The following is a 14644-nucleotide window of genomic DNA, read 5'->3' on the forward strand; positions in this document are numbered from 1 at the left end:
GTATCGCCGTGAAAGTCCTGCTGGCCCACACGCCGGAGATGCGCCGCAATTACTACGGCGATCGCAGCCTGAACGGCTTGCGCGCGACCGCCGAGGTGATCCTGCACGAGAGCGATGAGACGCTGGTCTCAGCCAGCCTCGTGCGCGCTGCGCAAGATGTCGACATCATCGTGGCCGATCGCATGACCGAGGGACGCGGCGAGATCTTTGCGCAACTGCCGCGCCTGCGCGCCTTCGTCCGCTGCGCCGTCGACATCCGCAACGTCGATGTCGAGGCGGCCTCGAACGCCGGCGTGCTCGTGACCCGCGCCGGGCCTGGCTTCGTGCAAGCCGTTGCCGAGCTCGCGGTTGGCTTCATGGTCGATCTCTCCCGCGGCGTATCGCGAGCGACGGCCGATTATCACGCCGGCCGCAAGCCGGAAGCGCGGATGGGCCGTCAACTCGCCGGCAGCAAGATCGGCATCATTGGCTATGGCAGCATCGGGCGCTATCTCGGGGAAATCGCCAAGGTGATGCGCATGGAAGTGCTGGTCGCAGATCCCTTTGCGACCGTGACCGACGGTGCCATCCGGCAGGTCAGCCTCGACGAGCTCCTCGCCGCGTCCGACTATGTCGTCTGCCTTGCCATCGCCAACGAGCAGACCGAAAATCTGATCGGCGAGGCGGCGCTGGCGCGGATGCAGAAGCATGCGGTCTTCATCAATCTCTCCCGCGGCAACCTGGTCGACGAAGCGGCGCTGGCGAAGGCGTTGCTTGAAAATCGAATCGCGGGTGCCGCGATGGATGTGGGCCGCGCGCCCGACCAGATGCCAAGCCCGGAGCTTGCGAAGCTTCCCAACGTCATCGCCACGCCCCATGTCGGCGGCCTGACGCCGCAGGCGATCGAATATCAGTCGCTGGAAACCGTGCGGCAGGTCGAAGCGATCGTCAAAGGCGAGATCCCGCAAGGCGCCGTCAACGCCGACCGCTGGACGCGGCGGCCGTGATCTGCTCTATAGCCGGTCCACAGCTTTGAACGTCCCGTCCTTCTGGATCACCGTCAAAAACACCTTCGGCGGCGCGTCGAGCATGCGCATGCCGACGGTGATGGTGCTGCCGCTGATGTCGAAGCGGCCGACATCGTTGATGGTGCGCAGCAGGCTCGCGCGCGTCGGTTGCGGTCCGGCTTGTTCCAGCGCCGCGGCCGCGAGACGGCCGGCGATATAGCCTTCGAGCGCCACGAAATTCGGTGTCAGCGCCGGGTCGAACGCCGTCTGCGCCGCCTGGTAGTCGGCGACCAGCTTAAGCGAGCGGTCCCAGGGAAACGGCACGACCTGCGTGACGACGACGCCTTCGCCCTCGGGGCCGAGCTCCTTGGCGAGCGCAACGGCGCCGACAAAGGAGATGTTGACGAAGGTCGGATTGGCGCCGCTGCGGTGCGCGAGCTTGATGAACTCGGCGCAGGGACCGTAGGTCCCGACCATGACGATCGCCTCGGGTTCGACGCGCTTGATCGTGCGCCAGGCCGACGCGACGGCGCGGGTGTTGCGCTCGAAGGTGCCTTCGGCGGCGAGCTCGAGGCCGCGCCTGGCAAGCGCGCGCTTCACGCCGGAAAGACCGTCGCGCCCGAACGAGTCGTCCTGGTAGAAAATGGCGATGCGGGTGAAATGGCGATCCTCGGTGAGATGCTTGACCCACGCCTCGGCCTCGGCGCCATAGCTTGCACGGATGTTGACCACGTTCGCAAGCTCGAAGTCGCGCAAGAATTCAGCGCCGCTGAAGGGACCGATGAAGGGCACGTTCCTGGCGCTGGTGATCGGTATCGTCGCCACCGCGGTCGGCGTGCCCACCGCGCCGATCAGCGCGAACACCTTCTCGTCCTCGATCAGCCGCAGCGTCTGCGCCAGCGAGCGGTCGGGGTCGTAGCCGTCGTCACGGCTGATGAGCTGGAGCTTGCGGCCGTGGACGCCGCCTTTGGCGTTGATCTCGGTGAAGGCTGCGACGATGCCCTGCCGCATGCGCTGTCCGAGTGTGGAGGAGGGACCCTCGAGCGCTGCGGCTTGGCCGAACAGGATCGCATCCTCGCTGACGCCGATCTCGTCGGCTTTCGCCGGCAGCATGATTGCTGCCAGGACGGCGACGGTCATGACGATGCATGTCGCAGATCGAGATCGATACATCAGAAAAGTCTTGCTGGGTGCGGTGAGTAGCTTCGTGAAAGCTATCGCCACGGGATGAATCGGCGATGTATCGACGGCTCCGTACTACTCCGGGGAAAACCGGCAACTTGCTTCGACAGAGCCCGCATCATCCTGCACTTCATTAACTAAACCGGGTAATGCGGAAAAGCCGGGTTCCGAAATTGTGCAGTTCTTAACCGCGGTCCTGTTCCGATAGTGGCTCCGGCGGCTCAACCACAGGTTCGGTTGAGCGGGACAGGGGACGGCGGTTTTTGGAATGGGCGGTCGGGATCAGAACGATCAGGATCGGGGGCGTATGACCGGATGGTGGCGTGCCGCGCCGCTGCTCGGGCTCTATCGCCCTGCGCTCGTCGCAGTCGGCGTCGGTCTTCTGTTCTCGGTCGTGGCTGCAGCCGCCGTGGCGCGATGGGAAGGCCGCGTCAACAAGATCGAGTTCGAGAACGCGGCCGAGACCGAAGTGATCGTCATGCAGAACGGCATGAGCGAGTACATCTCCAGGCTCGTCGCGCTGCGCACGCTGTTCGAATCGACCAATCAGGAGATCACCCGCAGCGAATTCGAGACCTTCAGCGCCCGCCTGTTCGAGCGCCATCCCGGCATGCTGCGCATCTCCTGGGTGCCGCGGGTGAACCGCAAGGAGCGCGCCGAATACGAGGCCGCGGCGATCACGGACGGCGTGTCCGGCTATCGCATCAAGTCGCTCCAGGGCGATGCGTTCGCGACCGCGCCGCAGAGCGACGAATATTTTCCGGTGTTCTACTCGACCCAGCCGAAGACGTCTCCAGTCTACGGAATGGACTACGCGACCGTTCCGGAGCGCCGCGCGGTCCTCGAGCGCGCGCGCGACACCGACCGGATAGGGGCCATTCGCACCCGCCTCTACGAGCCGAAGGAGGGCGGCCGGTTGCCCGACGTCCTCGTCGCCATTCCCGTCTACGCCAAGGGAACGTCGCGCGACGCGGTCGTGGACCGGCGCCGCAATCTCGCCGGCTTCGTCGTCGGCGTCTTCGACCTGCCGCTGCTGATCCAGTCCATTCGCGTGACCACCGGGGCAAGCCCCGCGGTCAGCGTCAACGTCTATCCGCCGTTCGCGGGTCAGATCGTCGGCCTGGAGCAAATGCTGCCGGATTACTCGTCGGCCGCGACGGCGCCGCAGACGATGCGGGACGTCGCGCTAGCCCTGCACTGGTCGGGCAATCTCAAGATCGGCGACACCGATTGGCAGGTGCGGGCGGTTCCGGCTGCCGGCGGTCCGCTGGAGACGACTTACGATCGCGCGGGTGCGGTGCTGATCGTCGGCATGCTGCTGACGCTGTCGCTTTCGACCTATCTCATGCTCGCAACCCGCAATTCGCAGCGGCTGTCACTGGCGAACCGGCGGGTGCTCGAACTCGCCCAGACCGACATCCTGACCGGATTGCCGAACCGCGCTTTCTTCCTGGCCCGGCTCGACGAGCTCAAGGGCCGTTTGAAGGACGCCGGTCCGACCTTCTCGATCCTGATGCTCGACCTCGACCGCTTCAAGAACGTCAACGACTCGCTCGGTCACGGTGCCGGCGATGCGCTGCTGCGTCAGGTCGCACAGCGGCTGAAATCCGCTTTGCGCACCAGCGACGTGCTGGCCCGGCTCGGCGGCGACGAATTCGCCATCATCCAGGAAGCTTGCGAGGATCAGCGCGTCTGCTCGACCGAACTGGCGGGGCGGATCGCCAAGCTCGTGGCCGAGCCGTTCCTTCTTCCCGGACACCGCGTCGAGATCGGTACCAGCATCGGCATTGCGATCGCGCCCGATCATGGCAGCGATCAGGAGCAGCTGCTGAAGAAGGCGGACCTGGCGCTCTACCGCTCGAAATCGTCGGGCCGCAACTGCTTCACCATCTACGACAAGGCGATGTCGGCCGAGCTCGAGGCGCGCAGCACGCTGGAAGGCGATCTGCGCGACGCCATCGCGCGGTGCCAGCTCGAGGTGCACTACCAGCCGTTCGTCGACGCCCTCAGCGGCACGCGGCGCGGCTTCGAGGCGTTGGTGCGCTGGCGGCATCCGACGCGCGGCTTGATTGCGCCGGACCAGTTCATCCCGCTTGCGGAGGAGACCGGGCTGATCGTGCCGCTCGGCGAGTTTGTGCTGCGGCGCGCCTGCGCGGACGCGGCCGGCTGGCCGTCCGATCTTGCGGTCGCCGTCAACCTGTCGCCGATCCAGTTCAAGGAGGCCGAGCTGTTCGAGATGATCAGCGCGGCGCTCGCCGATTCCGGATTGCCGCCGCAGCGGCTGGAGATCGAGATCACGGAATCCGTGCTGCTGGAGCGTGGCGTCGAGAACCACGCCTTCATGGAGCGGCTGAAGAGCATCGGCATCGCGCTCGCACTCGACGATTTCGGCACCGGCTATTCGTCGCTCAGCTATCTGACCGCTTTCCCGTTCGACAAGATCAAGATCGACAAATCGTTCATCCGGAACCTCACGCATCAGCCGCGCAGCTCCGCCATCATCTCCTCGATCGTGACGTTGGCGCGCGGGCTGGACATGTCGGTCACCGCCGAGGGCGTCGAGACCCGCGAGGAGTACGAGCGGCTGAAGGCGCTCGGCGTCAATTTCGCGCAAGGCTATCTGTTCGGCCGCCCGCAGCCGATCGAACGGATCCTGTTCGACGCGCCCGCCAAATCGTCGCAACGCGACGCGGCCTGAGGGCGGCCGCCCAAGGATCGCTCAATGAGGCATGCGCGAAAAGCGCTTGACCCGGGCAGTCCTGGATGGTCGGAAGGACCGTCCAGGGATGAAACACACAATGCGGCTTCCGTTCTTCTACGGCTGGGTCGTGGTCGCGGTGACCTTCGTCACCATGGCCATCGGCGTCAACGCGCGCACCGCCTTCTCGCTGTTCTTCCCTCCCATCATCTCCGAATTCGGCTGGGAGCGCGGCGTCACCGCGGGCGCCTTCTCCTTCGGCTTCGTGGTGTCGGGCATGGTCAGCCCGCTGATCGGCCGGCTGATGGACCGCGCCGGCCCGCGCGCGGTGATGGAGCTCGGCGTCGTTCTGATGGGCGGCGGATTGCTGCTCGCGCCGCTCACGAGCCAGCCATGGCATCTCTATGTCACCATCGGCGTCATGGTCGGCGCCGGTTCGGTGTGTCTCGGCTATTCCGGGCAGTCGTTGTTCCTGCCGAACTGGTTTATCCGCACGCGCGGCCTCGCCATCGGCATCGCCTTCGCCGGGGTCGGCATCGGCTCGGTCACGCTGCTGCCATGGGTGCAACACATGATCGAAGGGACCGGCTGGCGCACCGCCTGCACGGCGATGGGCCTGATGATCCTGATCGTGCTGGCGCCGATCAATCTGTTCCTGCATCGACGTCCCGAGGATATCGGCCTTCGGCCTGACGGCGATGCGGCCCCGGCCGCAGGCGCCGCAAAACCCGCCTCCAACGTCGTCGATCCCGTCTGGGCCGGGACCGAATGGACACTCCGGAAAGCGGTCGCCACGACACGGTTCTGGTGGATCGCGCTCGGCTATTTCTGCGGCCTCTACATCTGGTACGCGGTGCAGGTGCACCAGACCAAATTCCTGCTCGACATCGGCTTCAGCCCGGGTGTCGCGGTGTGGGCACTCGGCATCGTCAGCCTGCTCGGCATTCCCGGCCAGATCCTGCTCGGCCATGTCTCCGACCGGATCGGGCGGGAATGGGTGTGGGCGATCAGCTGCGCGGGTTTTGCGATCTCTTTCGCGGCGCTGATGGCCCTGAAATTCCAGCCGTCATTGTGGCTGGTCTACCTCATGGTGTTCACGCAAGGCGCGCTCGGTTACGGCCTGACCTCGATCATGGGCGCAGTGGTGTTCGAGATTTTTCAGGGCAAGCACCAGGGCAGCATTTTCGGCACGATCATGCTGGCGGCATTGGCCGGCGGCGCTGCCGGTCCCTGGGTCACCGGCTTGCTTTACGATCGGGTCGGCGACTACACGCTGGCCTTTGGCGTCGCCATCATCGTGAGCGGATTGTCGGCGCTCTCGATCTGGCAAGCTGCGCCCCGCAAGGTGCGCGCCGTTGCCGGCAAGCTTCAGGTGGAAACCGGCGCCGAATAGGTTCCGTGCGCGCCCAATTACCTTCGTTTCTTTCGCGGAATGTTAATCATGTCGCGTCTTGGCGCGGTGCGAGGGGACTGCAAAAAGGACTTGGACACCATGGTGGCGCTAGCGTCGGTTGCATATTTTCCCGATGCCTCCGGGTCTAGCGATGTCCGCCTCCGATTGTGCCATGACAGAAACTCCGGAAGTGCTGTTGGCCGCGCTCGAACGCGCCGACGAGGGCATCGTCATCGTCGACAGCGCGCATCGCATCACGCATTTCAATGCCGGTGCGGAGCGGATTTGGAAACTCGCACGCGCTGATGTGCTCGGTCACGACGCCGAAATTCTCACCCTCAAATGCCTTCAGGCCGATCCGGTTGCAGAATTCCGTGACGAGATCAGCCTCGTGCGAAACGACGGCAGCCGCATCCGGGCGGCCATCTCGCTTTCATCCATTGCAAGTGAAGGCATCACCTATCGCATCGTGTTCGCGCGCGACGTCACCGCGAATGCCGAACGCCGCGCCAGGATCGGGCTTCTCCACGCCGTCTCCGACCAGACCAACCGCGCGGTGCTCATCACCGACACCGACCAGAGCATCGTCTACGTCAATGCCGCCTTCACGACGCTGTTCGGCTACACCAGCGAGGAAGCCGAGGGCCGCCGTGCCAGGGGCCTGCTCGCCGGCCGCCACACCGATCGCAAGGCCGTTGCGAAGCTCGTCAAGCGCCTGATGGAGGGTGGCCACCGCGGCGAGGTCGAGATGCTCGCCTATGACAAGGACGGCGAGGAGATCTGGGTCTGCGCCCGCATCGATGCCTTCCGCGACAGGAGGGCCAGGTCAAGCACATCTTCGCGCTGCTCGAGGATATCACCGAGACCAAGCAGCTGCGCTCGCTGCAGCAGCTCATCATGGGCGCGCTCGCCGACGAGGTTCCGATCGGCGAGATTGCCGACCGGCTGTGCCGCCGTGTCGAGCAGATCGCGCCCGACGTCGTCTGTTCGCTGCTTCATATCGATGCCGCGGGCCTGATCCATCCGCTCGGCGGCCCAAGTCTGCCCGAGGACTATTCCCGCGCACTGGACGGCGTTGCCATCGGCCCCAATGTCGGCTCGTGCGGAACCGCGGCCTTCTACGGCGAGCCGGTGCTGGCGACGGATCTGGAGACCGATCCGCGCTGGCGGCCGTACAAGGCGATGCCGCTCGCGATTGGCCTGCGCGCATGCTGGTCGACGCCGGTCAAGGCCAAGGACGGACGGGTCATCGCCACGTTCGCCTTCTACTACCGGGAGCCGCGCGCGCCGAGCAATTGGCATCGGCGCATCGTCGAGGCCTGCGTCAATCTCGGCGCTTTCGCGATCGAGCGCAAGGAAGCGCGCGCCGAGATCGCGCGGCTCGCCTATCACGATATCCTCACGGGCCTGCCGAACCGCGCGCAATTGCGGCGCCTGATCACCACCGCCATCGATGCCTGCCCGACCGGCAGCCACGTCGCGCTGGCCTTCCTCGACGTCGATCATTTCAAGGACGTCAACGACACACTCGGTCATGCCGCCGGCGACGAGCTCCTGATCCAGCTCGCGCAGCGCCTGCGCGAGCAGATCGGGCCCGAGGACATGCTGGGGCGACTCGGCGGCGACGAGTTCGTGATCCTGCTGCCGCAGCGCAACGCCGAGGGTGCCGAGCGCGTCGCGGCCGGAATCACCGAAGCGCTGGCCGCGCCGCTGCGGCTCGGCTCCAGGCAACTGCAGATGTCGGCGAGCATCGGCGTCAGCCTCTATCCCGATCACGCCACCGACATCGACACCCTGATGCAGCAGGCGGACGCGGCCATGTACATGGCCAAGCAGGCCGGCCGCTCGACCCATCGCCTGTTCAGCGCCGAGATGAACGGGCTCACCGAGCAGCGGCTGGCCTTGATTGCGGCGCTGCGCCGCGCCATCGCCGAGGGCACGCTGACCCTCCGCTATCAGCCGCAGATCCGCAGCTGCGACGGCGCGATCCATGGCGTCGAGGCGCTGGCGCGCTGGCACGATGCCGAGCTTGGCGACGTCTCGCCGGCAAAATTCATCCCACTCGCCGAAGAGTGCGGCCTGATCGAGCAGATCGGCCTGTGGTCCGTGCGCGAGGCCTGCCGGCAGATGGCGAGCTGGCGCCGCGCTGGGCTGAACATTCCATCCGTGTCGGTGAACCTGTCGCCGATCAATTTCCGCAACGTCACGCTGGCCGCGCGGCTCAAGGATATCCTCGCCGAATACGATCTGGCGGCGGATGCGCTGATGCTCGAGATCACCGAGGGCGCGTTCATGCAGGACAGCGTCGCCGCGCTCGAGACGATGAACGCGATCCGGGAGCTCGGCGTCGGGCTTTCCGTGGACGATTTCGGCACCGGCTATTCCAGCCTCAGCCGGCTCGCCCATCTGCCGATCCGCGAGCTCAAGATCGACCGCAGCTTCATGCGCGACATCGAGCGTGACGCTGGCGCGCTCGCGATCGCCACCGCTGTGGTGCGCGTCGGGCAGGGCCTCGGCATGACTGTCGTCGGGGAAGGAGTTGAGACCGAGGCGCAGCGCAAGGTGCTGGCCGAGCTCGGCTGCGACGTCGTGCAAGGCTTCCTCTACGCGCCCGCGCTCGCGCCCCTAGCGTTCGAGCGCTGGCTGATCGAGCACTGCGCCGAGCAGGCGCGGGCGATGCTCGCTCGTCTCGACATTGCACCGGCCGGCGCGACCGCGGTGAAGCGGTCGGCGTAGGGCGTCTACTCTCGGAGCCGCCACGGCAGCAACGACCGGCTAGTCATCGAAATCAACGAAACGCGTTACTTCGATCGTGTCTGGTTTGATTTTGCTCGGCATTGACGCGGCAATGCATAGTGAACGGTCAGCAGGCTTTCGTTCCTGTCATCGAAAATCAAATGATCGGTCAAGGCCATTTCCGCGCGCATCGCGTTGCAGCAGAAGATCATCCATCGATTGAACGTGGGCAGCTGGCTCATGGAGCGGTAAAGCTCGCCACACTCGATGGTCAGGTTCGGCCGGCCTTGCGCGTTCGCCAATTCGAGCCGGGATCGAATCTCTTGCCGGAAACGATCCGTTGAAACCATGCGACATCCGATTGCCGAAAACCCTTCTGAGAGGGGGATCAGCCGGCCAATAATGAAATCGAGCGAGGAACCCCGTCAACTCAGACGCCAGGCCGCGTGACCATAGAGCAATGCCAACACAAAGATACAGCTAATAAAGCCGATCGGATTGATGCGCTCGTCTCGCTATTGGGTGACGGCGTTCCTATATGCTCGAGATCACCGCCCGCCCTTGGCAGTTATCGGTGACTGAGAGCATTTCGCTCCCGCCTCAACCACGCAGGCGGTCGCATGTCCGATATCCCAAAATACAAATCTCCTGGACCGATTGGTATCTCGGGTGCCGGTGCGGGTCGCTGCGTCGGCCTGCATGCAGCGGAATCCATTTTCAATTGATCTGCGGCAGCGATCTCGCACGCAGATCGTCAGGAGGTTTACGTGGCAAACACAGCAACGATCCGAAATTCGAACGGACTTCCGGCCACATTCACGGGATCGAAGACCGGGCAGGACGACGCTCCGTTTGTCTTCGTCAAGGTCGGCGATGAAGAGCGCCGCATGCGAAGGGCCGAATGGGATGCGCTTCCGCCCTGGACCGGTCCGCGCCCGGCACGAACAGCCAACGACTGATCGCACAGCCTTGGGGAGGCCCGCTTGACGGTCGAACATGCCATCGTGCGAACCAAGCCGAAGCCCTGGGGCAGTCTCGATCTGCGGCCCTGGAGTGAGACGTCGACGAGCGACGGGCCGATCGGGGAATTGTGGTTCGAGCGCCCGGGTCTTGCTGCGCCCAAGACGACGTTGCTGCTCAAAATGCTCTTCACCACCGAGCCGCTGTCGATTCAAGTTCATCCGGATGATGCGTTCGCGCGTTCGATCGGGCTTGCCAATGGCAAGACCGAAGCCTGGTATATCGTCTCCGCGATCCCCGGCGCCCGGGTCGCGGTGGGATTGAACCATTTGCGCTCCGCCGCGGAGTTGCGAACCGCGATCACTGATGGCTCGATCGCCGATATCGTGGATTGGCAGCCGGTTCATCCAGGCGACGTCATTCTCATTCCTGCTGGAACGATCCACGCGATCGGCGCCGGCATCGTGCTCGTGGAAATCCAGCAGCACAGCGACGCCACGTTCCGGCTGTTCGACTATGGACGAGCGCGCGAACTGCACATCGACCATGCCGTCGCGGTGGCGACGGCAGGCCCACGCCAGATTCAATCGCCGTCCGAACGCCTGAGCGGCGCGCGAACGGTCCTCACGGTCAATTCCTATTTTGCGCTGGAGCAGACGGACCTTGCTCCTGGCTCCGTTTGGATGCTCGACGCACCGAAAGAGACCTGGCTGCTGGCGATAGAAGGCCAGGCCCAACTCGGCTCGACGAGGCTGGCGCCGGGGGACGCGATCTTCCTGGAAGCCGACCATGCGGAAATCGAGGTCGGTGCGAGCGGCTTGAAAGCGCTGCTGGCCTATCCCGGCCCGAAGATAAACCCTGCTGCGCTAACAGAGCGCAGTGCCGCGAGCGCCAGTCTCGCACCGCACGCCTTTCCCGGCACCCTGGTCCCGTCTCCCTTCGAGACCGCCACGCTCAAACAATCGGAGACGCCAAATTGGCTGCCGTAAATCGTATCGCATTCATCGGCAATTCGCTTCCCCGCCGCTGCGGCATCGCGACCTTCACTACTGACTTGCAGAGCGCCGTTGCGGCGTCCCGGAGTGATCTGGAGACGGTCATCGTCGCGATGACCGATCACGGCCAGGTCTACGATTATCCTACCACCGTGGGCCTGGAGATCGACGACGACAGGCAAGATGATTATGTCCGTGCGGCTGCCTATCTGAACAGCGGCGGCTTCGAGGCCGTTTCGCTGCAACACGAATTCGGAATTTTCGGCGGCGAAGCCGGAGGCCAGATCATGGCGCTTCTGTCGCGCCTGACCATACCGATCGTGACAACCCTGCATACGGTCTTGTCCGAGCCGACAGAGGCTCAGCGCGACGTCATCACGCGCATCGTCGAGTGCTCGTCCAAGATCGTCGTGATGGCTGAAAAAGGTCGGGAATTGTTGCGCTCCGTCTATCACATGGCTGACGAGAAGATCGAGATCATCCCGCATGGCATCCCGGAATTTGCGTTCGTCGAACCCGACGCGGCCAAGGCTGCGCTCGGATTCAGCAACAAGTCGGTCATCCTGACCTTCGGATTGCTGTCGCCGAACAAGGGTATCGAAGTCATGATCGATGCGATGCCTTCGATTCTGAAGACCCGACCCGACGCCGTTTACGTCGTCCTCGGTGCGACGCATCCCAACCTCGTGCGCGACCGTGGCGAAGCTTATCGTGAGTCCCTGATGGCGCACGCGCGCCAGGCTGGCGTCGAGGATCACGTCGTGTTCCTCGATCAGTTCGTCGACAAGAAAACGCTGCTCGATTTCATCTCGATGTCTGACGTCTACGTGACGCCGTACCTCAGTGAGGCCCAGATGACCTCGGGCACGCTGGCCTACAGTTTTGGCCTCGGTAAAGCCGTGGTGTCCACCCCGTATTGGCATGCCCGTGAACTATTGGCCGAGGGCCGCGGCATCCTGGTTCCGTTTGGCGACGCGGCAGCGCTCGGCATTGAAATCGCCAAGTTGCTCACCAACGACGTGCTTCGGCAGGCGATGCGCAAGCGCGCCTATTCGAGCAGCCGCGCGATGACATGGGAAAGAACCGCCGAGCGCTATATGTCGGTCTTCGAGAACGCCGGCCGCCGGCATCGGCTCAAGACCATCGCGCGTATGGATACTGGCACGCTGCTGCGCGACAGCCGCGCCCCGCCGGAAATGCAGCTCGGCCATTTCCTGTCGATGTGCGACGACACGGGACTGTTTCAGCATGCCGTTCATAGCGTGCCGGATCGTGCCCACGGCTATTGCGTCGACGACAACGCCCGGGCGCTGCTCGTGGCCTGTGCGCTCAACAATCCGGGTGAAGAGCGGCTGCCGGATGCGCTGACGGCACGATTTGCCGCTTTCGTCCAGCACGCCTGGAATCCGGATACACGACGATTTCGCAATTTCATGGGCTTCAACCGCTGCTGGTTGGAGGACAAGGGGTCGGAGGACAGTCACGGACGTACGCTCTGGGCCTTGGGGGTGTGCGCGTTGACCGACGCCAGCTCGTCGCGGCGCTCATGGGCCGGGGCCTTGTTTTCCGAAGCAATGGCGACAGTGGAAGATTTTCGTTCGCCCCGTGCGTGGGCGTTCGTATTGCTGGGCCTCGATGCTTACTGCTCGGCTGTCCCGGGCGATGTCCAGGCGACCCGCCTGCGTGCCGTGCTTGCCGATCGCTTGATCTTGATCTTCGACACCGTGGCAACCGGCGATTGGGTCTGGTTCGAGGACGGGTTGGCCTATGATAACGCGCGCTTGCCCCAGGCGCTGATCATAACCGGTCTTGCCAGCAAGACATCGCGCTATGTCAATATCGGGCTGGAGTCGTTGCGCTGGCTTGTGAAGCGGCAAACCTCAGCGAAAGGCCAATTCCGCCCGATCGGCACGGCGGGGTTTGGCGATCGACGCCAGCCGTCGCAAGCCTTCGACCAGCAGCCGCTGGAGGCCGCGGCGACCATCGCGGCATGCCTCGCCGCGTGGCGGGCCGATCACGATGTCGAGTGGAAAGCCGAAGCCGCGCGGGTCTTCGCGTGGTTTCTGGGCAGCAACGACCTGTCGGCCTCGCTGGTCGATCTGGAGACCGGAAGCTGCCGGGATGGCCTGCATCCCGATCGTCCCAATGAGAACCGGGGAGGGGAATCCGTGGTGTCTTATTTGCTTGGGCTTTCCGAGATTCGGCAAATTGCCCGCCTGAGCGAAAGCCGGGCCAAGCCTGCTCCTCTCGTCGCTTGACGGAGCAGGATTACGATTTCCTCCTTCAACCCATCGAGGCCGTCTTGTCGCAATCTCCCTTCCTCAAACGTCAAGCCCTTCAGCTGCGGCCTGATCCGACCCGTGTCATCGTTCGGCCTTTCAAGCCGGCAACAGAGCCGCGCGACCTCAATCCGACGGACAAGACCCGCGCCAACCATATCGTCGAACGGGTCCTCGCGCTCGATGCCGAGACGGCTGACCGGCAATTGGCCGACGTTCTGGAGAATTTCCTCGGCCGTCACCGCAACCTGTTGCAGATATTCGAGACACGCGCCGCGGAAATGGAAGAGGCGCTGGCCGACCATGCTGTATTCACGCAGGTGCAGCGCCAACTCGCGGGCGCCTATTTTCTCAACGAATATTCGTTCGAGGCCTCGGCATTGTTCAATCCGAGTATCGTGCCGCATCCCGATCAATCCGGAACGCCGGAAGGCAGCCTTCGCTTCATCCTAAGTCTTCGTGCCGTCGGCGAGGGTCACGTGTCGTCCCTGACATTTCGCTCGGGGCTTATTGCGGCAGACGGGACCGTGACCATCGACCCGACGGCGCGCCTTGCATCCAGCCCCGATCTCGTCAAGCTGACATCGGGCGCCGGCGGCGACGAGATTGATGTTACATTTGCGGCCGGCCAGGATCTGAGCGAGCGGGTGATTTTCCCGGTCACTGAAGCGCAGTCGAACGGGATCGAGGACGCCCGCTTTGTGCATTTCAGCAACGCCGGCGAGACGATCTACTACGCGACCTACACCGCTTATAGCGGACGGGCGATCCGGTCGGAGCTGATCGAGACGTCCGACTTTGTATCGTTCCGGCTATCGACCCTGAAGGGCAGTGCCGCGCGCAACAAGGGCATGGCGTTATTCCCGCGCAAGATCGGGGGCAGATATGCAATGATCGCGCGCCAGGATAACGAGAACCTCTATCTGATCTTTTCCGACGATCTCCAGACGTGGGATGGCGGCCAGCCGATTCTGAAGCCGCGATACCCCTGGGAATTCGTGCAGATCGGCAATTGCGGATCACCCATCGAGCTCGACGTCGGGTGGCTGCTGCTGACGCACGGCGTCGGACCTTTGCGAAAATATTCGATCGGGGCCGCGCTGCTGGACAAGAACGACCCTTCGAAGGTGCTCGGCCGCCTGCGCGAGCCACTATTGCGCCCGGACCCTTCCGAACGCGAAGGATATGTTCCAAACGTCGTCTACACTTGCGGCGCGATGCGCCACCACGACAAGATCATCTTCCCCTACGCGGTCTCCGACAGCTACTGCAATGTCGCGACAATCGAGATCGGATCCTTGATCGCGGCCATGGACAGGAGCGCATAGGAACTGCGCTGACCGTTCTCGACATCCATCCGGTGGATTGGAAAAGCGTGAAGCGGTCGGCGCAGAACACTGCGTCGAGCTGGTGAT

Annotated in this window: 9 protein-coding genes and 1 pseudogene; 8 read left to right on the top strand and 2 right to left on the bottom strand. The window is 64.0% G+C overall.

All coding sequences use genetic code 11. The features are described 5' to 3' along the window. Window positions 1–8 precede the first annotated feature (8 nt). A complete protein-coding gene (locus IVA93_RS09375; RefSeq protein WP_018454299.1) occupies window positions 9–986 on the top strand; it encodes a hydroxyacid dehydrogenase in 978 nt (325 codons plus the stop codon). A gap of 6 nt (window positions 987–992) precedes the next feature. On the opposite strand, the gene IVA93_RS09380 is transcribed toward IVA93_RS09375, so the two are convergent. After that, entirely contained in the window at window positions 993–2159 is a 1167-nt protein-coding gene (locus tag IVA93_RS09380) for an ABC transporter substrate-binding protein (RefSeq protein ID WP_026232708.1), read from the bottom strand. A gap of 316 nt (window positions 2160–2475) precedes the next feature. Here IVA93_RS09380 and IVA93_RS09385 point away from each other — a divergent pair, with 316 nt between their 5' ends. The 3 genes and pseudogenes from IVA93_RS09385 to IVA93_RS09395 all read left to right on the top strand — a co-directional run bounded on the left by IVA93_RS09385 (window position 2476) and on the right by IVA93_RS09395 (window position 8995). Beyond that, window positions 2476–4866 carry a bifunctional diguanylate cyclase/phosphodiesterase gene (locus IVA93_RS09385; protein WP_018454301.1) on the top strand — a complete coding sequence of 797 codons (2391 nt, stop codon included), beginning with the start codon at window positions 2476–2478 and terminating at the stop codon, window positions 4864–4866. 100 nt (window positions 4867–4966) lie between these two features. Next, entirely contained in the window at window positions 4967–6259 is a 1293-nt protein-coding gene (locus IVA93_RS09390; RefSeq protein WP_018454302.1) for an MFS transporter, read from the top strand. Between the two features lie 151 nt (window positions 6260–6410). Continuing rightward, window positions 6411–8995: pseudogene (locus IVA93_RS09395) on the top strand (sensor domain-containing protein). A 65-nt stretch (window positions 8996–9060) separates the two neighbouring features. On the opposite strand, the gene IVA93_RS09400 reads toward IVA93_RS09395, so the two are convergent. After that, window positions 9061–9345 carry a hypothetical protein gene (locus IVA93_RS09400; protein ID WP_143273233.1) on the bottom strand — a complete coding sequence of 95 codons (285 nt, stop codon included), beginning with the start codon at window positions 9343–9345 and terminating at the stop codon, window positions 9061–9063. Between the two features lie 417 nt (window positions 9346–9762). Between IVA93_RS09400 and IVA93_RS09405 the strand changes: the two genes are divergently transcribed. From IVA93_RS09405 to IVA93_RS09420, 4 genes are read left to right on the top strand one after another with little or no spacing between them, the layout of a single operon-like run. Continuing rightward, window positions 9763–9954, top strand: coding sequence for a hypothetical protein (locus IVA93_RS09405; RefSeq protein WP_018454304.1), 192 nt, complete (start codon window positions 9763–9765; stop codon window positions 9952–9954). A 24-nt stretch (window positions 9955–9978) separates the two neighbouring features. Beyond that, window positions 9979–10944: a cupin domain-containing protein gene (locus IVA93_RS09410; RefSeq protein ID WP_018454305.1), complete on the top strand. Its 966-nt coding sequence runs from the start codon at window positions 9979–9981 to the stop codon at window positions 10942–10944. After that, the gene (locus IVA93_RS09415) at window positions 10932–13208 is read left to right on the top strand and encodes a glycosyltransferase family 4 protein (RefSeq protein ID WP_018454306.1); all 2277 of its coding nucleotides are present in this window, start codon (window positions 10932–10934) and stop codon (window positions 13206–13208) included. The genes IVA93_RS09410 and IVA93_RS09415 overlap by 13 nt, the downstream gene beginning before the upstream one ends. A 44-nt stretch (window positions 13209–13252) precedes the next feature. Continuing rightward, complete coding sequence (locus tag IVA93_RS09420; RefSeq protein ID WP_026232711.1) at window positions 13253–14557, top strand: glycoside hydrolase family 130 protein; 1305 nt, start codon at window positions 13253–13255, stop codon at window positions 14555–14557. Window positions 14558–14644: the final 87 nt, after the last annotated feature.

It is taken from the genome of Bradyrhizobium sp. 155, from assembly GCF_023101105.1.
Lineage (GTDB): Bacteria > Pseudomonadota > Alphaproteobacteria > Rhizobiales > Xanthobacteraceae > Bradyrhizobium > Bradyrhizobium canariense_D.

Excerpts from the sequence above, each read along its gene's own strand:
- IVA93_RS09380 (WP_026232708.1), bottom strand. The coding sequence starts at position 2,159 with ATGTATCGATCTCGATCTGCGACATGCATCGTCATGACCGTCGCCGTC.
- IVA93_RS09385 (WP_018454301.1), top strand. The coding sequence starts at position 2,476 with ATGACCGGATGGTGGCGTGCCGCGCCGCTGCTCGGGCTCTATCGCCCT.
- IVA93_RS09390 (WP_018454302.1), top strand. The coding sequence starts at position 4,967 with ATGCGGCTTCCGTTCTTCTACGGCTGGGTCGTGGTCGCGGTGACCTTC.
- IVA93_RS09400 (WP_143273233.1), bottom strand. The coding sequence starts at position 9,345 with ATGGTTTCAACGGATCGTTTCCGGCAAGAGATTCGATCCCGGCTCGAA.